Here is a 20,217-nt window from a genome sequence, read left to right on the forward strand (position 1 = left end):
GCAAAAGTATGATGTTCACTGCGTTTTTGAGAAGATTGAATTTTTTTGATTTTATTACGCAATAGGGTTTTTCTATGCGTTGTAAAATCAACGATAGCGATGCTCTATAACTGTCAAATACACAGAAATTTAGCAGTTATTCTGAAGATTTAATACTGATTACTTGGTAGAAATCTTTCTGATTTTTAATCCGATAGCAGCAAATAGAAGCGTCATAAAGGGACTCAAATAATTAAAGAAAGCGTAGCCAGCATAAGAAAGAACCGGAACACCCAGAACTCCACTATGATATGCTCCACAAGTGTTCCACGGAATAAGTACAGAAGTAACCGTTCCCGAATCTTCAAGACTACGGCTTAAATTTTCTGGAGCCAGTCCCTTATCTTTATAGGCCTTCGCAAACATTTTTCCCGGCACAACGATAGCAAGATACTGGTCTGATGCGGTCACATTCAGGGCAAGGCAGCTGAAAACGGTGCTGGCAAACAATCCGAAGGTGGTATGGAAAAGATTTAGAAGTGCTTTGCTAATCCTGGAAAGAGCTCCAATGGCTTCCATAATTCCGCCAAATACCATGGCGCAAATGATCAACCAGATAGTTCCCAGCATTCCCTGCATTCCGCTGGAAGCAAAAAGGTCATTAAGAGTTGCAGAATCGGTTTCTACTGCGGTATCTACGGTGATGGCATTCATAAGTCCTTTGTAACCACTCACAAAATTGAGTTCGCTCATTCCACTTACAGCCAGAACGATATCTGGTTGCACGATGAGAGCGGCCACAGCACCGGCTAGAGTTCCAACTAATAATGCGATAAGCGGAGAGGTTTTCTTGACGATAAGAATGATTACGATGACAGGAACTACAAAGAGCCAGGGCGTTATCGTAAAACTCTTTTCAATGGAAGCTAGGATCGTAGAAGTATCTGTAGTTCCACTGGTGTCCAAGTTAAGTCCAATTATGATAAAGGCGATTAGAGTTATGGTAATTGTAGGCACGGTGGTTAATGCCATGTATTTGATATGTGTAAAAAGATCTGTGCCTGCCATGGCTGGAGCAAGATTCGTGGTATCACTTAAAGGAGACATCTTATCCCCAAAATAGGCTCCGGAAAGAATTGCACCCGCCGTCATGCCCAGGCCTATACCCAGTGCATCAGCGATCCCGATAAGGGCGATACCTACGGTAGCTGAAGTTGTCCAGCTACTACCCGTGGCTACAGAGATCACAGAACAGATCACGACGCAGGCAGCCAGGAATATTGTAGGATTTAGAATAAGGAGTCCGTAATAGATCATAGTAGGGATAATTCCACTAATAAGCCAGGTTCCCGCCAGAGCTCCTACCATCAGGAGTATAAGGATCGCTCCGGAAGTGCTTTGAATATTGCCGGCAACTTCATCAACCATTGTGTCAAATTTCACTTTATTAAAGTAACCAACGATAGCGGCCACGGCACCACCAAGTAGTAGAATGAACTGGTTGGAACCACCAAGAGCATCATCTCCAAAAACGAAAACATTAAAGGCAAGCATGGCGACCAGTATAATTACCGGGATCAAAGCTTCCCAGATACTTAATTCCTTATTCTCGATCACAGGTTCATTTTCAGGATGCGCAGCAGAGTGTTCCATTCAGGAGATTCTATTTTTTCAGGCATAAATAAAGCCTTAGGGTATCCTGAAAAACTTCAGATCTACCTTAAGGCTTAAAAATTTATAACCGCTCGTTAATGTTGTTCATTTTTTTATGAACGTAATTTTACGACATTCGGCTTAATCCTGCAAAATTTTAGACCATTTCAGCGTTTAGTACGCCTACTTCTTCCATACAGGCTTTCATTAGTTCGTAAGTTCTTGCGATATCATTATCCAGACCAATGGAAAATCGAATCAAACCATCACTCAATCCCATTTCCATTTGCTCTTCTTCAGGAATTTCCGAAGAAGTGGAGGTGCCGGGTGCGCTAAACAAGGTTTTGTAGAAGCCTAAACTTACCGCCAGGTAGCCAAGATTTCTTTCCTGCATAAGCTCCATCAATTCATTGGCTTTATCCAGAGAACCAACATCCACGGTCAGCATTCCGCCAAAACCATAAGATTCGTTCATCATGCTTTTAAAGGTTTCATGTCCTGGGTGGGATTCCAGTCCCGGGTATACGGTTTTCAGCCCGTCTTTCTGAAATTTATGCGCGAGGAACATCGCATTGTGGCTATGTTGCTTCATGCGAATATGCAGGGTTCGTAAATTTTTCAGAATAGAAGCTGCACGAAGGCTATCCATCGTAGGTCCCAGAAGCATGGCTGCACCATCGTTGACATTTCTTAGATCATTGATGAACTCGGTAGTACCACAAACAACTCCGCCAACCGTATCACTGCTACCGTTAATAAATTTAGTTAGACTATGAATCACCACATCTGCACCAAGTTTTATAGGACTAATACTAAGAGGTGAGAAGGTATTATCAACTACCAGTTTGGAATGAGAAGCTTTGGAAATTTGAGCCAGGGCTTCAAGATCTGCGATCTCCAATAAAGGATTGCTAACACTTTCGCAGTAGATCACTTTTGTATTCTTCTGAAGGGCATCCTGCACCAATTCAGGTTTAGTGATATCTACGAATGTGGTTTCAATTCCAAACTTGGGAGCGAAATTCTTTAGAAACGCATAGGTACCACCATAAACAGTTCTGCTACAAACAATATGGTCACCGGCATTACAAAGCTGCATTAATACTGAAGTGATCGCACCCATTCCAGAAGCTGCAACATTAGCAGATTCTGTACCCTCCATGGCGGCAAGTGCTTCTCCAAGATAGAGATTAGATGGAGAGGAATGCCGGGAATATAAATAACAGCCTTCGGCGTTACCTTCAAAGGTATCGAACATGGTTTTGGCTGAAAGAAAGGTGTAGGTGGAAGAATCTGATATGGAAGGGTTCACCCCTCCAAATTCTCCGAAATATTGTAAGTCCTGAATGCGATCTGCTGGTTTGTATTTCATGATTTCTGAATTTATTATTCAAACTTCTCTTATTGTAAACCAATTATCAACTGTTTGGTGTGTTTATAGAATATAAAACTGAAAATATCTCATATTACCACATAAAAATCTATTTTAAAACTTTAATTCGTAATTATTCTGATAATATTTAAACTTCAGAAAATATTGTAAATCTTATGAAAATAGACGAACTGGATAAGAGAATTTTACGGCACCTACAGCAGGATAGCAAAAAGACAAATAAGGAGATCGCAAATGATCTGGGTTTATCGGTCACAGCGATCTACGAGCGTATCAAAAAACTGGAGCGTGAGAGAGTGATTTCAAAATATGTGGCACTGGTGAACCCAGATCGTGTCGAAAAGGGCTTTATGGTACTTTGCCAGATCAAACTCATTCAGCATAAAAAAGAAATTCTAACAAAATTTGAAAAGGATATCACCAGTTTACCCGAAGTGATTGAATGTTTACATGTGAGTGGTGACTATGATTATATCCTCAAGGTGCTCGTAAAAGACATGGATGCATACCGGGAATTCATGGTCGCCAAGCTTACCAGTCTGGATCATATTGGAAGTACTAAAAGCGTCTTTACGATCAATAAAGTGAAGCAGAGCACCATCATAAATCTCTAAATCTTAAAATTTTGACGGGAGACTTTGCTGCATTGGTCATTGTAGAGAATAGTCGTACTTTTGTATTCAATTTGTTCAAAAATTAGTAAAAAACATATAATTATGAGTACATATGATGTTGCAGTAATAGGATCGGGACCAGGCGGATACGTTGCCGCGATTCGCTGCGCACAGCTTGGGATGAAAACTGCGATCATAGAGAAATACTCCACGCTTGGTGGAACCTGTTTAAATGTAGGTTGTATCCCAAGTAAGGCTCTCCTTGACTCTTCTCATCACTTTGAGGATGCGATCAAGCACTTTGAAGATCATGGAATTGAAATCCCGGGAGAGGTAAAGCTTAACCTGGAAAAAATGATGGACAGGAAATCATCTGTTGTGCAGCAAACCTGTGACGGAGTGAAATTCCTGATGGACAAGAACAAGATTGATGTTTATGAAGGAGTAGGTTCTTTTGAAGATAAGACTCACATCAAGATCGAAGGCGAAGGAGATAAGCAAACCATCGAAGCCAAAAAAATTATCATTGCCACAGGTTCCAAACCGGCAAGTCTTCCATTTATTGAACTGGATAAGGAAAGAGTGATCACTTCTACGGAAGCACTTAAGCTTAAAGAAGTTCCTAAGCACATGATCGTAATTGGTGGTGGTGTGATTGGTCTTGAACTAGGGCAGGTATATCGCCGTCTTGGAGCTGAAGTTACCGTTGTTGAGTATCTGGATCGTATCATTCCTACAATGGACAGCGCACTTTCAAAAGAACTTCAAAAAGTTCTTAAGAAGCAGGGCATCAAATTTCATGTGAGCACCAAAGTGAAGTCTGTGGAAAGAAATGGTGACGAGATCATCATTAAAGCAGATGATAAAAAAGACAAGGAGATCGAGATAAAAGGAGATTACTGCCTGGTTTCAGTAGGTAGAAAACCTTTTACAAAAGGATTGAATGCAGAAGCAGCGGGAGTTGAGCTTGATGATAAGGGAAGAGTAAAAGTGAATGATCATTTGCAAACTAATGTAGATAATATCTATGCCATTGGAGATGTGGTGCGTGGAGCCATGCTTGCTCATAAAGCTGAAGAAGAAGGAACGATGGTTGCTGAATTGATCGCGGGACAGAAACCTCATATCGATTATAACCTGATTCCGGGAGTTGTGTATACCTGGCCTGAAGTTGCTTCAGTAGGTAAAACTGAAGAGCAATTGAAGGAAATGGGCGTAAAGTACAAGGAAGGTAAATTTCCAATGCGAGCATTAGGACGTTCAAGAGCCAGTGGAGATATTGACGGACTCATAAAAATCCTTGCCGATGAAAAGACTGATGAGGTTCTTGGAGTGCACATGATTGGAGCAAGAACTGCAGATTTGATTGCTGAAGCGGTTACGGCTATGGAATTCAGAGCCTCTGCGGAAGATATTGCGAGAATGAGCCATGCTCACCCAACGTATGCCGAAGCTGTTAAGGAAGCTGCCCTTGCCGCTACTGAAAACAGAGCTCTGCATATCTAGAATTAGATAAATCACAATATTTTTTTAAGCCCGGACATTATGATGTCCGGGCTTTTTAATTGCTTGTACGAAACTTTAGAATGCTCTATTGTAAATATTATTGATCAGGGAAATTGTACTTAGCGACCGTGTAATATGGAATCGTTATTTATCAGATCTATAGCTCGTCAATAATTATTAAAATTTTATAATCCGCAGGCCCGCAATGAAGAATGCTGTATCAATCTTTATAGGGTAGCATTACATTCACAATTTCTGAATTTGATGTTAGCTTGAACGGGCGGAGAATTCTTAATCGAAGGTCTTAAGGACATTTGATGCCTTCTCTTTATAACTCCGACTAACAGGCAGCGATTTATTTCCAATGATCACTTCTTCATGAGAATACGACTCAATTTTACTAATATTGATGATATATGATCTGTGAATTCTTAGAAAACTAGCATCTGGAAGTTTCTCTTCAATGGAGGAAATTGTCTCCCTGGTAACTTTAGTGCCTTCGGTAGTTTCTATTTTCAGGTAATCGCTCAAACTTTCTATCCATGATATGTTTTTGAAATCGATTTTATGCATTTTCCGATCGATTTTGACAAAAAAGAAGTCAGTTGCTAACTCCGCCCGATCTGCAGCGGTAGTTTTAGAATAAAGATTTTTGAAATTAAGAACTGCGTCGAGAAATCTTTCAAAAGAAATAGGCTTAAGCAAATAATCTGCTGCGTGAAGATTAAATCCCTCGATAGCAAATTCTCTGTAAGCGGTGGTGAAAATCACTTTAATATCTTTATTGATGGCTTTTGCAAATGCGATCCCGGAAATCCCCGGCATGTTAATATCCAGAAATATCAGGTCAATCTTGGTAGTACTAATACAGTTAAAAGCTTCGGTAGCATTTCGGCAGGACTGTACGATCTCCAGAAAATCTATTTTTAAAATATGATTTTTAAGGATGTCAAGGGCAACCGGTTCGTCATCAACGAGCAAACATCGAATTTTCTCAGGCATAGACAGGATTTTTTGAGAGTTTCAGAATTAACTGTACATGAAAATGATCTTTTTGGTTCTTGATGTCAAGATGGTAATTGTTCTCGTAAAGCAGATCCAGTCTACGTTTAATATTCTCCAGACCAATACCGCTATCAGAATTTTCTGCTGGAATTTCCGGTTTCGTATTTTCTATCGTAAACCTTAGATGTTCATTATCAAACTTCAGTTGTATAGTAATTTGCAGTCTTCCGTCAGCACCACGGCCGTGTTTAAAACAGTTTTCTACAAAAGGCAGCAATAGCATGGGCGCAATCTCCACATCTTCTGAAAACTCTTCAATATCAGTATGAACACAGAGAAGATTCTGAAACCTCTTTTTTTCAAGGGCTATATAGTTTTGAATATGCCTTATTTCAGCATTTAGCGAAACCACTGGTTTTTTGGTTTGGTATAGAATATAATCCAGTAGTTCTGATAGTTGCAGAATCATTTCTGAAGTATTCTGGTCATTTTTCAGACTTAAACCATAGATGGTATTGAGGGAATTGAAAAGAAAATGTGGATGGATTTGCAGCTTTAAATAATCCAGTTCCTGTTCTTTAAATTTCAACTGGGCCTCCAGGATTTTATTCCTCAATTCCTCGTTTCTGGCTGCTGTTGCATAATTGTATTTCAGTAGACTAAAGGCGGAAGACAACGCTACCACCAGGTAAACGCTAATCATGATATACGCAAGACTTTTCGTGATTGGATAACTATCCTCATAAGTGTAACCTGAAGTGAGCACCTTCGCGTAGAAAGCTGATATACATATATAGCAGGCAGAAATCACGCAGGCAGCAAAAGTGTACAAACCAAAATGAACGTATTTCTTAGGAATGAGATACCCTGGAATGATCTGGTATACAAAAGCATAGGTTGTCATGATAGTTACCGGGAGGAAGAAAGTTGCAAAGGTGACAACCTCTTCGAAAGCTGCGCCTTCAAACCCAAAAAAGAAAGCGAAATAGGCTAACACCAAAAGCCAGAACAGGCCGTGAAGCAACAATTTTTTACTCAAATTTAGAATGGCCAGCAATAGTCTCATAAACAACTAAAATTGTGACTTAAATTTGATTTATAAAAATTATTGCGATGAATAACTGGTTTAATGAGGCGTAGAACCTTATTTACACATAATTTCTAAACAGAATTGACAAATTGTAAAATCAGGTTCAAAACATGCAACTCGTCTCAATTTTTAAATTTCAGCTTAACTTTCTGGTAAGTTTGGTTGTAGTAACCAATAAAACACAATTATGATTGTAATTATTAATATTCTTTTCCAAAACCCGGGTTTCTTTCAGCAATTTGCAGATCGAATTTATGAAGGCGGGCCACTTGCCATGAGTCTTATTCTGGTCTCATTCCTAATGATCCTATTCCTGGTTATCCGGGCAGCGATGAACCTGAAAGCGGCTAGTCATAAGTTTCGAAAAAACATTTCCTTGATCAATCAACTGGCATTAATTGCTTTGGTCATAGGTCTTTTTGCACAATTCACTGGTTTGATACAAATATTTGATGCTTTTGAATCTCTTGGAGATGTAAATCCCGCGATGTTTGCCGGCGGACTAAAAGTGACGCTCCTTGCTCCTTTGTTTGGCGGACTCACTTTCCTGGTGGGGCGTATTTGCAGTTTTATACTTCACTGGATTCGTAAGTCAGATCTTGATGCGAACTCAGCCAGGGCTTAGGTACACCAATTCAGCTATTTCATCATTCAAATTACGAACGCCATAAATCCATCATAATCTATGAAACATTTATAAAATCCTGGAATTAATTATTTTCCATTTTTGTAAATGAACATTTACTACATTTAGGTGTTAATTCTAATTTTAGAAATCATGGGGAAAGAGAAATCACCTTCAAAAAATTCAGCTAAAAAAGAAGCGGTGCTGAGTTTAAAAGAAAAGAGAGCGGCAAAGGCAGCGAAAAAGAAAAACAGATCATAAAAACGAAGGAGCGCAAATGCGCTCCTTTTTATTTTTTTCTTCTCCGGTTGGCATTTTTATCACCTCGGGTTTTCGGTTTTTTATATTTCTTGGCAATTTCCCTGCGATAACTACCTCCCAGGTTTACCTTTTTGTTTTTTTCCTTTTTCTCGTGAAAAGCCGGTCCTGCTTCCTGGTCATCAGAATGCGGATTGTAGATCTCAATAGATCTTGGTTTTTCTTCCGCGATCAATTCGGTAGAAATTTCAACAGTTTCCGGGATCGCATGTTCCGGTACCTGCATATCCATGAGCGATTCGATCTTTTCGAAATTTTCGGCTTCAGCATCGGTCTTGAAGATAATTGCAACACCTTTCTTCTCTGCACGACCCGTACGTCCAATACGATGCATGTAATTTTCAGGATAATGGGGAGTATCCAGATTAATTACATGTGATACATTTTCTATATCCAGTCCACGAGCCATCACATCTGTTGAGATCATGATTCGCGTACGACCTTCAGCAAATTCCTGAAGGCTGTTGAGTCGGTAATTCTGACTCTTCCCTGTATGCACTACGCTTACCTGATGCCTGAATTCAGAATCAAGAATATCGAAAAGTTTATCGGCAAAACGCTTGTCGGTCGTAAAAATCAGGACCTTGCGATATTCATCTTCATTTTTAAAAAGCTCCTTGAATAGATTTGCTTTCGTATTAAAATTTGGAACCTTGTATGCTCGCTGTTCTATGTTTTCCAGCGGTGTACCACTTACGGCAACCGATATTTTCTCTGGATTTTTGAAGTTTGCGTCGATCATCGCTTCCACGGTTTCGGTCATTGTTGCCGAGAACATGATGCTTTGCCTGTTCTGCGGAAGCAATTCGAGGATATTGTTCACCTGGAATTTAAAACCAAGATCCAGCATCACATCTACTTCATCGATCACAAATTTCTGAATGGACTTTAGCTGAACCGCTCTTCGTAATACCAGGTCATAAAGTCGCCTTGGAGTTGCTACCAGGATGTCCTGTCCCTGCATGAGATCCTGGTGTTGCGTATTAATGTTCACGCCACCATAAATCCCTGAAATCCTCACGTTGATATACTTTGCGATTTTTTCAATTTCCTCAACCACCTGTACCACCAGTTCGCGCGTTGGAACAAGAATCAAGATCCTGGGATTTTTCTGTTCCAAATATCTGAGCATTCTTAAAAGCGGCAGCAAATAGGCAAACGTCTTACCGGTTCCCGTTTGCGCGATCCCAACCACATCCCTGCCAGACATGATCGATGAAAATGCCTGTTCCTGAATGGGTGTAGGTGCCTGGAAATTAAGATCTTCCAATGCATTACGCAGCGGAGTGTTTAGGTTTAGATCCTGAAAGCTCAAAGTATAGTTTTTTATTTTTGCAAAGGTACTGCTTAACGTGCTAACCTGCACACTTATATACTAGTAAATGCGAATCTGGTAGCTTGCTTCAAAATCCTGCTGTGCTTCTACCACTTCATTACCAGCTTTTTCTTCAAAATCTTTACTGGCATCTGCCAGGTCTGTATATCCAAGCCAGGGCTCAATACAAACATAGGCCGCGTTCGGTTTTGCCCAGATACCTAGGTCCTTAAAATCGTTAAATTCAACTCCTAAAATAGCACCTTCAGTTTTGCTGTGAAGCGTTACTTCTTTCGATTTGATACTTCGGAAGATCAAAGCATCCTTGTCAAAAAGGTCAGGTCTTAACATCAATTCTTGCTCGTTCTCAAGTATTTTAGCAGTTTGATCTCCAAGCAGGCCATTTCTATCCAGGATCTCGGTTGTTAGATCTACTTTTTGGTCAAATTGAAGGGAATAATCTTCGATCTTTTCACCTTCAGAATAGAGAATATTAAAGGCCGGGTGCCCTCCAAGCGAAAAATATAAAGGCTTTTCATCAAGATTAATTACACGATGTTTTACTTCCAGTATTTTGTCCTTTAGCTTAAACGTAATCCTGAAGGCAAATTTGAAAGGATACATTTGTAAGGTTTCTTCAGAATAAAGAAGTTCAAAAACAAGCGCATCTTCGGTTTTCTCTTTTAGTCTTATCTGGTCGTTATGCCGAATAATCCCATGTTTTGGCAGACTATAAGTTGATCCTTCATAATTATATACACCATCCTTCAGCATTCCAATAACCGGAAAAAGATTGGGCGCATGACTTCCCCAAACATCCGGATCTGCCTGCCAGATGTATTCCCTTCCGGTTTTCTTGTTTAGTATGCTGCAAAGCTCGGCACCGGTTTCCAGAACGCCAATCTTTAAATCTTCATTTCTATATAATGTGTGGTCTTCTCCATAAATTAAATTCAGTACTTAGTAACCAGGTTGACAATAATAGCTAAGATAAATTTTAAGTAATTTTAGAAAAAGTCAAATATGAAAAAGATTCTCGCTTTTGCTGGTTCCAACAGCAGTACCTCCATAAATAAAATGCTGTTGCTGCATGTCACCGGACGTATCCAGGGACATCATATGAAAATCCTTGATCTAACAGAATTTCCTTTACCAATATATGATCAGGATATTGAAAAAGAATCGGGAATCCCATTAAACGCAAAGATCCTTTATAATCATATTCGTGATCATGACGCGCTGGTCATCGCTGCCAACGAACATAATGGAAGTGCCTCCGCGTTTTTTAAAATATCATCGACTGGCTTTCACGCAATGACAAGAATTTTCTGGAAGGTAAAAAGATATTACTTATGAGTACTTCTCCGGGGAGACGGGGAGCGAAAAGTTCGCTGGATTACTGCCGCGATATCTTCGGAAGATTTGGTGGCGATGTGATCGAAAGTTTTAGTTTTCCATCATTCCAGGAAAATTTTAAAGACGGAAAAGTGACAAACGAAGTACTGGATATGGGAATTGAGGACGTGCTTACTACCTTTGCACATCAAATCGAAGCATAATTGAGAACAAAAAGGTCTTTTGCCATAGAGAATGTGGCAGATTTTAAAAAGAAATTACTCAAATGGGGAAACACTTTTCCTGAGATCGTTTGGCTGGATAGTAACCTGGATTCTTCTGAAAATTCCGAATTTGAAGCAGTGCTGGCTGTAGAAGCCTTTACCGCTATAAAAACCGATTATCATCATGCATTCGATAAGCTGAAGGAATATCAGCAAACTACCAAAGACTGGATATTTGGCTATTTAAGCTATGACCTTAAAAATGATGTAGAACGCTTAAAATCTTCTAATTACGACGGACTACAATTTCCAGACCTGTATTTTTTTCAGCCACAAAAGCTGGTCTTCTTAAAAGAGCATACCGCAGAATTTGTGTACCTGAAAATGGTAGATGATGAAATAGATGCTGATTATGAGCAAATTCTTAATACTGCACTTCATACTGAAATCGCTCACGAACAAATAGACATTCAATCCAGGATTAGTAAAGAGGACTATCTTAAAAAGGTGGATGCCATGCTGGAGCATATTCATCGCGGGGATATTTACGAAGCGAACCTGTGCCAGGAATTCTTTGCTGAGCATGTAGAACTCAATGCATTTTCTATCTATCAAAGTCTCAACGAAATTTCCACACCACCATTTGCTGCATTTTTAAGGCTGGAAAACATCAACCTGGTTTCGGCTTCGCCAGAGCGATATCTTCGGAAAAAAGGTGATCAATTGCTCACTCAGCCCATCAAAGGCACGGCAAGAAGATCTGCAAATCCCAGGGAAGACAGGGAAATAGCCATGAAACTGGCCCGGGATCCAAAGGAGATATCAGAAAACGTGATGATCGTGGATCTGGTGCGCAATGATCTTTCCAGGATCGCTGAAAAAGGATCTGTGAAAGTAGATGAGCTATGCAAAGTTTATTCTTTTAAACAGGTGCACCAGATGATCTCCACCGTCACCGCTACCATCGCCAATGGCATTGAACCTGTAGAAGCCTTGCGAACAAGTTTTCCCATGGGAAGCATGACCGGGGCACCCAAAATTTCAGCAATGAAGATCATTGAAGAGCTGGAAAGTACCAAGCGCGGATTGTATAGTGGCGCTGTGGGTTATTTCTCTCCCGCAGGTGATTTTGATTTCAATGTGGTCATTCGCAGTATTCTCTATAATTCAAATACTAAATACCTGTCCTTTTCTGTAGGGGGCGCTATTACCGCAAAGTCGAACCCGCAAATGGAGTATGAAGAATGCCTCCTGAAATCGAAAGCATTACGTGAGGTTCTGGAGAATTTATAGTCAGATTTTGACTAAATTCAGGCTTTGTATAATCGACTAGATATGGAAAAAGCCTTCAAAAAGATCATCAAAGAAGAATATCCTTTTCTTTGTACCAGTAAATTGTTGATCGCTGTGAGTGGCGGTGTGGATAGTGTTGTTCTGGCACATTTGTGTAAGATCTCCAAAATGGAATTCGCCATTGCGCATTGCAATTTCAACCTTCGTAATGAAGAAAGTGATGCAGATGAAGCCTTTGTAAAGCAACTGGCAGAAAATCTTGAAGTTCCTTTTTATAGCCAGAGTTTTAATACCATGAAATTTGCCGATAATGCCGGTATTTCCATACAAATGGCCGCCCGTGAACTGCGCTATAGCTGGTTTGCAGAATTGTCAAATTCCATGGAATTTGATTATACCCTTACTGCACATCATGCGAATGACAATCTTGAGACCTTTTTAATCAATCTTATTCGTGGGACTGGTCCTGAGGGTTTGCTGGGAATCAAGGACATACATCACCAGGTAATAAGACCTTTGATAAGGTTTTCCAGAGTCGAAATCGAAGAATTTGCCAGGCTTAAAGGCCTGCATTGGCGGGAAGATTCCAGTAATGCTTCAGATAAATATATGAGAAACAAGATTCGACATCATATGGTGCCACTCATGCAGGAACTCAATCCACAATTGCTTGAAAGTTTTGCGAAAACTCAGCAGCATTTAAATGAAAACATTGATCTGGTCGAGGATTATATGAGTCTTTTATATCCAAAGATCATTAGCAGAGATGTTTTTGGGTATGCACTTGATGTAGCTTTTCTGAAAAAACTACCAAATTCAAGGCAGATTCTTTACCAGTTGCTCAAGTCTTTTGGGTTTAATGAATGGAACGATGTGCATGATCTTCTGGATGCACAGACCGGTAAAATGGTCCTTTCAGAGTCACACCGGCTTATCAAGGATAGAGATAGATTATTACTTACAGAAATTCAGGACGAGACCATGAATACAGAGTACCATCTGGAAAAAGGTGATGAATTTGTGATGATTCCAGACTTTGGAGCCCTGCATTTGACTGAAGTCGAGAATTTCGATAGGACTGCTCCCAATAGTATTTTTGTGCCGGTTCGAAAACTTCAGTTTCCCTTATTGATAAGAAAATGGAAAGAAGGAGATTACTTTATTCCTTTTGGCATGAAAGGAAAAAAGAAGCTGAGTGATTACTTCAAGGATGAGAAATTCAGTTTACCACAAAAGGAGCAAACCTGGTTGCTGTTTTCCGGAGAAGAACTGGTCTGGATCATCAACGAGCGTGCAGATAATCGATTTGCCGTTGAAAAAGGTGATCGGGAGATCCTGAAAATTAGCTTCAGCTAAAAAAATCGATATAATTGTAAGTTCAATCTCTTGTTTTTCCTGAATTCCTTCAGGATTACTTCCCTAATTTCTATCTTTAGACGTTCTATAAAAATATACCAATGAAAATATTCAATACTTCCCTGTTTTCAGTATTACTTCTATTTATACTGAATCCTTTAAGTGCTCAAAATGAGACAGATTATGATGTCAAGACCCATTATGATAAAATGGAAGTCGACATTCCCATGCGGGACGGTATAAAACTTCATACCACCATCTACACTCCAAAAGATACCTCTACTGAATATCCCATATTGATGCAGCGAACTCCATACAGTTCCCGGCCTTATGGTGAAGACCAGTTTAGATCCAAGATTGGACCAAACGAGATCATGATGAAGGAAGGAAATATCATTGTTTACCAGGATGTGCGTGGAAGGTGGATGAGCGAAGGGAAATATGACAATATGCGCGCTTTTATTCCGAATAAAAAAGGGAAGGAAGTAGATGAAGCCAGCGATACCTATGATACGATAGAATGGCTCATCAATAATGTAGATAACAATAACGGAAAAGTTGGAACCTGGGGAATTTCTTACCCTGGTTTTTACAGTACCTATTCACTTCTAAGCGGGCATCCGGCACTCAAGGCGGCATCTCCGCAGGCGAGTATCGGCGATTTCTTTTTCGATGATTTTCACCATAATGGTGCTTACCTGCTAAGTTACTGGAGGGCGACTGCGGTTTTTGGCTATCAAAAGGATACTCCCGTAGATACCAGCTGGTATAGTTTTCCAGAAATCAAAACACAGGATCAATACCAGTTTTTCATGGATGCTGGTCCTTTGAGCAATCTTGATGAATATTACAAGGAAGACAATGAGTTCTGGCAACAACTAAAGCAACATCCAAATTATGATGAATTCTGGCAGAAGCGCGGGATCGTTCAACACATGAAAGATATCAAGCCGGCGGTCATGATCGTAGGTGGAATGTTTGACGCAGAAGATCTTTATGGTCCTTTTAATATTTATAAAAGTATAGAAGAGAATAGTGATAATCATAATATGATCGTTTTTGGTCCCTGGAGTCACGGTGACTGGGCACGGGAATCTGGAAGGCAGTCTGTTGGAAATGTATATTTTGGAGACAGTATTTCCACTCATTTCCAGAGAGATTATGAAACCGAATTTTTCAATCATTTTCTGAAGAAAAAAACAAAGGATGCTCTAAGATTACCGGAAGCACATATTTATGACACAGGAGCTCGCGAATGGAACGATTATGCTGCATGGCCACCCAAGAATACCACAAAAAAAACCTGGTACCTGGGAGCCAATGAGCAATTATCTGAAACAGCATCAGATCACGAAGAAACTTTTGTGAGCGATCCGGCAAAACCAGTTTCTTATAATAACGAGATCAAAATGGTTTTTACTCCGAGAGAATACATGTCTGGAGACCAGCGATTCGCTGCCAGAAGACCTGATGTACTGATATTTGAAACCGAAGTTCTGGAAGAAGATATGAAAATGACCGGACCTATTGAAGCGATGTTGAAAGTGGCGACTACGGGAACTTCAGCAGACTGGGTTGTAAAATTGGTGGATGTTTATCCTGAAGATGCAGAGAATTATGAAGAAACCATGCCGCATCTTAAAATGAGCAACTACCATATGATGGTTCGTAGTGAGGTGATGCGCGGAAGATTCAGAAATAGTTTTGAGAAACCGGAAGCATTTGAGCCTAATAAAAAAACCGATGTAAATCTAACGCTACAGGGAGTAAATCATACCTTTAAAAAAGGTCATAAAGTACAGATCCAGATCCAGAGTACATGGTTCCCACTCATCGACCGGAATCCGCAGACCTATGTAGATAATATCTTTGAAGCTGAAGAGGAAGATTTTCAAAAGCAAACACATACGATCTACGGCGATTCAGCCATTAAATTTTCAGTTTTAGAAGAATAAATCTTAGCATGAAAAAAACAGTTTACGTATTGTTGTTTGGCATTTTGCTAAGCTCGTGTGGCGATGAAAAGCAAAATTCAGATTACTCTGCGGAGGAGCAACAGAACGCTTCCGAAGAAATGAACGCCTACTTTGCACGTGAATTCGAAAAAGAAGTTCAGGAATCTCCAGAGACCCAGACCCGCAGAGGTTTAAAGACTAATTATGATCAATGGGACGATTATTCCAATCTCAAGTATGCTGAAGATCTGGAACAGGCCCGCGAACGTCTGGATTACCTGGACAAGGTAGATGTTGAAGCCTTGGATAAGGACACCAGGCTGAGCTATGATTTGTATCGCCGGCAGGTTCAAAATGAGATCGACGATTACGATTTCAGGTTTTATAATTATCCTATCGAACAAATGCACGGTCTGCATGCAGAACTACCTGCTTTCCTCATCAATATGCACCGCATAGATTCCATTCCAGATGCCCGGGCATATATTGCTCGACTGGAAGGACTAGAAAAAGTAATGAAAGATGTGATCGAGCAGTTACAACTTAGGGAACAGAATGGAATTATCCCGCCTAAATTTGTTTTTGACAGAACGCTTGATGCTTCCAGAAATATCATAAAAGGAAAGCCATTTTCAAAGTCGGCCAATGCCAGTGCGCTTCTGGAAGATTTTACGTCCAAGATCGATCAACTGAACCTGGAGGATGCAGAGCGTACAAAACTGGTAAATGCTGCGGAAGAGGCGCTGGTAAATCACGTGCAACCGGCGTACCAGGGATTGATAGACCATTTGGAGAATCAGCAATTACGTGCTACGGAAGAAGCCGGTGTATGGAAATTCCCGAAAGGGGAGGAGTTTTACGAACTTGCTTTGAAAAGAGTAACCACCACCAACCTTTCAGCCGAAGAGATTCATCAAATAGGTTTGAGCGAAGTTGCAAGAATACATTCTGAAATGGAGAAGATCATGGAACAGACTGGATTTGAAGGCAGTCTTCAGGATTTCTTCGATTTCATGAAAAAAGATGAGCAATTCTATTTTGCAGATACTGAAGAAGGTAAAGCACAATACCTCTCTCAGGCAAAGCAGATTATCAATACCATGAAAACGAGGCTTCCGGAACTGTTCAATACAATGCCTGAAGCAGACATCGTAGTAAAAGCTGTAGAGCCCTTCCGCGAAAAAAGCGCCGGGAAAGCATTTTATCAACAACCCGCTCTGGATGGTTCCCGCCCTGGAACCTACTATGCCAACCTATATGATATGAAAGCCATGCCCAAATACGAAATGGAAGCGCTGGCTTATCATGAAGGGGTTCCAGGCCATCATATGCAGATCGCCATCGCCCAGGAACTGGATTCAATTCCGGAGTTTAGAAAATTCAGCTTTTATACTGCTTACGTGGAAGGTTGGGGATTATACAGTGAGTATATTCCGAAGGAAAAAGGATTCTACAAAGATCCGTATTCAGATTTTGGGCGGCTTGCCATGGAACTTTGGAGATCCTGCAGACTGGTTGTAGATACCGGTATTCATGCTAAAAAATGGACCAGGCAGGAAGGCATAGATTATTATCGTGAAAATACTCCAGCTGCAGAGAGTGCCTGCGTTAAAATGGTGGAACGGCATATCGTTATGCCGGGGCAGGCGACTGCTTACAAGATTGGAATGAATAAAATCCTGGAATTAAGAGACAACGCGAAAACTGAGCTGGGAGAAAAATTTGATATTCGTGAGTTTCACGATGTGGTATTAACCGATGGTGCTTTGCCTCTCACGATTCTGGAAAGTAAAGTAAGCGATTGGGTAAAGAGTAAGAAATAAGCATGTTAAAAACGGTACAGGAAGAAGATCTACAAATTGTTGAATTGGAAAATTCCCAGCAAGCCAGGCTAAGGATCCTGAACCTTGGGGCATCACTTTTTAGTTTTCGACTGAAGGATAAAAATGACAGGCCTGTAGAAGTGGTTGCAGGTCCTGCAAAGATGGAAGATTATATAAGTGAAACTTACTGGGAGCATAACAAATGTTTTGGAGCCAGTATTGGGCGCTTTGCGGGAAGAATTGCTGAAGGGAAATTCAGCATTGGAGAGGAAGATTTCAAACTGGAAGAAAATTTAGAGGAAGCTCATTTACACGGAGGCTCAAATGGTTTTCAAACTAAGATATGGGAGATCGCTAAGATCACAGATGCACCGAATCCTTCTGTAAAACTTACTCATGTAAGTGAGCACATGGAAGACGGCTATCCTGGGAAAGTAAGGGTTGAGGTGACCTATACGTTGACGGAGGATAATAGTGTTAAACTCGCTTACCGCGCTACGACAGATAGAAATACGATCATCAACCTTACCAACCATACTTACTTCAATCTCAATGGTGGAGGGAGTATAAGTGATCATTTTATGCAAGTCAATGCTTCAAAAATCCTGGAACTGGATAAGCACAACCTGCCCACAGGAAATTTGACGAAACTCAGGGATCATTCCAAGGATTATCGAGAAAATAAATTATTGGGCAATAGAGAACTGGATGATGTCTATGTGCTGGACGTAATGGAAAATGAAGTACAGGCACAGTTGTTTGCTCCACTCACAGGTATTAAACTTAAGGTTTTGAGCGATCAGCCCGTGGTTGTTATCTATTCTCCGGAAAGTCTTCCGGAAGATTTAGTGTATCTTAATAAGCTGGATGAAAAATTTCCTGCAGTGGCGATCGAGGCACAAAATTATCCTGATGCCCCAAACTTCCGAAACTTCCCCAGTAGTCTGCTTAAACCGGGTGAAGTCTATGAAAACAACATCGTTTTTGCTTTTTCTGTAAAATAATAATTCTATATTTATCCGAAGATTTTAAGAAAAGATTATGATAGGAATTTTATCCTTCGTTGGATTTACAGCACTTGTAGCTATTATCGCATATTTCGCAACAAGAAGAACAGATGAGTCTACCAGTGACGGTTATTTTTTAGGTGGTAGAAGCCTGACTGCCGGTGTAATAGCGGGTTCTTTATTGTTGACAAATCTCTCCACAGAACAGATTGTTGGATTGAATGGAAGTTCATATGCTAACGGATTATCTGTGATGGCCTGGGAAACACTGGCTGCAATTGCCATTGTTGTTACCGCGATTTTTTTGCTGCCCAGATATTTAAAAGGAGGTCTTACAACAGTACCGCAATTCCTAGCTGAACGTTACGATGTTACTACCAAAACACTTACATCAGGCTTGTTTCTTACAGGATATGTAGTTGTTTTACTGCCAATCATTCTCTATTCCGGTTCGGTAGCGATAAGCGGGATGTTCGATGTCCCAGCACTGCTAGGGGTTTCAGATGAAGCAGCTATAAAAATATGTGTTTGGGGAATTGGAATCATAGGCTCAATTTATGCCGTTTTTGGAGGACTAAAAGCAGTAGCAGTTTCAGATAGTATTAATGCCATCGGACTTCTTATTGGAGGGATTATGGTACCAATTTTTGGACTGGTGATCATTGGAGATGGTAGTTTTCTGGATGGTATCACAACGCTGACTGAATCGAACCCGGAGAAATTTCAATCCATGGGGGACGAAACGAGTCCGGTTCCTTTTCATACTCTTTTCACTGGTATGATGCTAGTTCAGCTTTTTTACTGGGGAACCAATCAGCAGATCATTCAGCGTGCATTGGCAGCTAAAAACCTTAAGGAAGGACAGAAAGGTTTAATGCTGGCCTCATTCATTAAAATTTTAGGACCACTCATTGTAGTGCTTCCTGGAATCATTGCTTTCCATATTTTTGGTGCAGATCTTGAAAACGGGGATGAAGCATATCCACTTCTGGTAAACCGGGTACTACCCGGCTATTTGATTGGGTTCTTCGCTGCGGTTATATTTGGAGCCATTCTAAGCTCTTTTAATAGTGTGTTGAATAGTTCGGTTACGCTTTTTGGAATCGACATTTATAAACAGCATATCAATAAGGATGCTAACGAGAAGACTATTGTTCGTTATGGTAAAATCTTCGGAATAGTGCTAGCAGTTGCGGCAATGTTCATTGCACCTTTAATTGCGAATGCTGGTAGTTTATTCGACTATCTACAAGAGGTAAATGGAATATACAGTATTCCAATCCTTACGATCATTGTCGTTGGTTACCTGACTAAATATGTACCGGCCATTGCGGCAAAAATCGGACTCATTTCAGGATCGTTACTATACATTTTGAGCCAGTTTGTACTGAAGCCATATCTCGCTGAAAACGCTCTGGAAGATGCTGCTGCTAAAGGAATCATTGATGCCGCAGAGTTAGCAGCCATAGAAGCCAGCGCATATCCTCATTTCCTGGATGTAATGGCAATTTTATTTGCTTTGAATGTGATAATTATGCTGGTGATTGGGAAGATCAAACCTCGAAAAACTGCCTATTTACAGGAACATACTAAGCAGGTTGATATTACACCATGGAGATTCGTAAAACCTGTAGGGTTTGGAATCATTATCATCGTAGTGGGAGTTTATGCATATTTTGCATAAAACTATATGAAGAATCATAAACAAAAAACCCTCGAATTTTTT

At 40.3% G+C, this 20,217-nt stretch carries 15 protein-coding genes and 1 pseudogene; 10 read left to right on the forward strand and 6 right to left on the reverse strand.

From position 1 onward, the window contains the following. Window positions 1-159: 159 nt before the first annotated feature. Both nhaC and G529_RS0111075 read right to left on the reverse strand, forming a co-directional pair. Window positions 160-1,632, reverse strand: a complete 1,473-nt coding sequence (gene nhaC, locus G529_RS0111070; protein ID WP_026915591.1) for a Na+/H+ antiporter NhaC — start codon at window positions 1,630-1,632, stop codon at window positions 160-162. Window positions 1,633-1,789: 157 nt separating this feature from the next. Further along, entirely contained in the window at window positions 1,790-3,004 is a 1,215-nt protein-coding gene (locus tag G529_RS0111075; protein WP_026915592.1) for an aminotransferase class I/II-fold pyridoxal phosphate-dependent enzyme, read from the reverse strand. A gap of 176 nt (window positions 3,005-3,180) precedes the next feature. On the opposite strand from G529_RS0111075, the gene G529_RS0111080 reads away from it, so the two are divergent. After that, complete coding sequence (locus tag G529_RS0111080) at window positions 3,181-3,639, forward strand: Lrp/AsnC family transcriptional regulator (RefSeq protein ID WP_026915593.1); 459 nt, start codon at window positions 3,181-3,183, stop codon at window positions 3,637-3,639. Window positions 3,640-3,741: 102 nt separating this feature from the next. Continuing rightward, window positions 3,742-5,145 (forward strand): dihydrolipoyl dehydrogenase, encoded by a 1,404-nt coding sequence (gene lpdA / locus G529_RS0111085; protein WP_026915594.1) that lies wholly within the window; start codon window positions 3,742-3,744, stop codon window positions 5,143-5,145. Window positions 5,146-5,436: 291 nt separating this feature from the next. On the opposite strand, the gene G529_RS0111090 is transcribed toward lpdA, so the two are convergent. Continuing rightward, on the reverse strand, window positions 5,437-6,147 hold the full coding sequence (locus tag G529_RS0111090; RefSeq protein ID WP_035695946.1) for a LytR/AlgR family response regulator transcription factor: 711 nt from the start codon (window positions 6,145-6,147) through the stop codon (window positions 5,437-5,439). Continuing rightward, entirely contained in the window at window positions 6,140-7,216 is a 1,077-nt protein-coding gene (locus tag G529_RS0111095) for a sensor histidine kinase (protein ID WP_026915596.1), read from the reverse strand. Before G529_RS0111095 ends, G529_RS0111090 begins: the two co-directional genes overlap by 8 nt. Before the next feature lie 211 nt (window positions 7,217-7,427). On the opposite strand from G529_RS0111095, the gene G529_RS0111100 reads away from it, so the two are divergent. After that, window positions 7,428-7,865 (forward strand): MotA/TolQ/ExbB proton channel family protein, encoded by a 438-nt coding sequence (locus G529_RS0111100; RefSeq protein WP_026915597.1) that lies wholly within the window; start codon window positions 7,428-7,430, stop codon window positions 7,863-7,865. A gap of 289 nt (window positions 7,866-8,154) precedes the next feature. Here the strand turns inward: G529_RS0111100 and G529_RS0111110 are convergent, their stop codons facing one another. Continuing rightward, window positions 8,155-9,498 carry a DEAD/DEAH box helicase gene (locus G529_RS0111110; protein WP_026915598.1) on the reverse strand — a complete coding sequence of 448 codons (1,344 nt, stop codon included), beginning with the start codon at window positions 9,496-9,498 and terminating at the stop codon, window positions 8,155-8,157. A 60-nt stretch (window positions 9,499-9,558) separates the two neighbouring features. Beyond that, window positions 9,559-10,455: an aldose 1-epimerase family protein gene (locus G529_RS0111115; RefSeq protein WP_157514617.1), complete on the reverse strand. Its 897-nt coding sequence runs from the start codon at window positions 10,453-10,455 to the stop codon at window positions 9,559-9,561. Between the two features lie 120 nt (window positions 10,456-10,575). Between G529_RS0111115 and G529_RS16815 the strand changes: the two are divergent. The 7 genes and pseudogenes from G529_RS16815 (at window position 10,576) to G529_RS0111150 (ending at window position 20,175) form a co-directional block, all read left to right on the forward strand. Then, a pseudogene (locus G529_RS16815) lies at window positions 10,576-11,057 on the forward strand (NADPH-dependent FMN reductase). Further along, a complete protein-coding gene (gene pabB / locus G529_RS0111125) occupies window positions 11,058-12,350 on the forward strand; it encodes an aminodeoxychorismate synthase component I (protein ID WP_026915600.1) in 1,293 nt (430 codons plus the stop codon). A 42-nt stretch (window positions 12,351-12,392) separates the two neighbouring features. Then, window positions 12,393-13,706: a tRNA lysidine(34) synthetase TilS gene (gene tilS, locus G529_RS0111130; RefSeq protein WP_026915601.1), complete on the forward strand. Its 1,314-nt coding sequence runs from the start codon at window positions 12,393-12,395 to the stop codon at window positions 13,704-13,706. Window positions 13,707-13,807: 101 nt separating this feature from the next. After that, window positions 13,808-15,661: a CocE/NonD family hydrolase gene (locus G529_RS0111135; protein ID WP_026915602.1), complete on the forward strand. Its 1,854-nt coding sequence runs from the start codon at window positions 13,808-13,810 to the stop codon at window positions 15,659-15,661. A gap of 8 nt (window positions 15,662-15,669) precedes the next feature. Further along, complete coding sequence (locus G529_RS0111140; protein ID WP_026915603.1) at window positions 15,670-17,484, forward strand: DUF885 domain-containing protein; 1,815 nt, start codon at window positions 15,670-15,672, stop codon at window positions 17,482-17,484. Window positions 17,485-17,486: 2 nt separating this feature from the next. Beyond that, the gene (locus G529_RS0111145) at window positions 17,487-18,488 is read left to right on the forward strand and encodes an aldose epimerase family protein (protein ID WP_035695948.1); all 1,002 of its coding nucleotides are present in this window, start codon (window positions 17,487-17,489) and stop codon (window positions 18,486-18,488) included. A 37-nt stretch (window positions 18,489-18,525) separates the two neighbouring features. Then, window positions 18,526-20,175, forward strand: a complete 1,650-nt coding sequence (locus G529_RS0111150; RefSeq protein ID WP_026915605.1) for a solute:sodium symporter family transporter — start codon at window positions 18,526-18,528, stop codon at window positions 20,173-20,175. Window positions 20,176-20,217 lie beyond the last annotated feature (42 nt).

Origin of the sequence: Christiangramia portivictoriae DSM 23547 (assembly GCF_000423045.1) — a bacterium.
GTDB classification, from domain to species: Bacteria; Bacteroidota; Bacteroidia; order Flavobacteriales; family Flavobacteriaceae; genus Christiangramia; species Christiangramia portivictoriae.

Bases quoted from the DNA above. Each gene is read 5' to 3' on its own strand.
- G529_RS0111075 (WP_026915592.1), bottom strand. From the start codon at position 3,004: ATGAAATACAAACCAGCAGATCGCATTCAGGACTTACAATATTTCGGA.
- G529_RS0111135 (WP_026915602.1), top strand. From the start codon at position 13,808: ATGAAAATATTCAATACTTCCCTGTTTTCAGTATTACTTCTATTTATA.
- G529_RS0111140 (WP_026915603.1), top strand. From the start codon at position 15,670: ATGAAAAAAACAGTTTACGTATTGTTGTTTGGCATTTTGCTAAGCTCG.
- G529_RS0111090 (WP_035695946.1), bottom strand. From the start codon at position 6,147: ATGCCTGAGAAAATTCGATGTTTGCTCGTTGATGACGAACCGGTTGCC.
- G529_RS0111145 (WP_035695948.1), top strand. From the start codon at position 17,487: ATGTTAAAAACGGTACAGGAAGAAGATCTACAAATTGTTGAATTGGAA.
- G529_RS0111100 (WP_026915597.1), top strand. From the start codon at position 7,428: ATGATTGTAATTATTAATATTCTTTTCCAAAACCCGGGTTTCTTTCAG.
- G529_RS0111095 (WP_026915596.1), bottom strand. From the start codon at position 7,216: ATGAGACTATTGCTGGCCATTCTAAATTTGAGTAAAAAATTGTTGCTT.
- G529_RS0111080 (WP_026915593.1), top strand. From the start codon at position 3,181: ATGAAAATAGACGAACTGGATAAGAGAATTTTACGGCACCTACAGCAG.
- nhaC (WP_026915591.1), bottom strand. From the start codon at position 1,632: ATGGAACACTCTGCTGCGCATCCTGAAAATGAACCTGTGATCGAGAAT.
- lpdA (WP_026915594.1), top strand. From the start codon at position 3,742: ATGAGTACATATGATGTTGCAGTAATAGGATCGGGACCAGGCGGATAC.
- tilS (WP_026915601.1), top strand. From the start codon at position 12,393: ATGGAAAAAGCCTTCAAAAAGATCATCAAAGAAGAATATCCTTTTCTT.
- G529_RS0111150 (WP_026915605.1), top strand. From the start codon at position 18,526: ATGATAGGAATTTTATCCTTCGTTGGATTTACAGCACTTGTAGCTATT.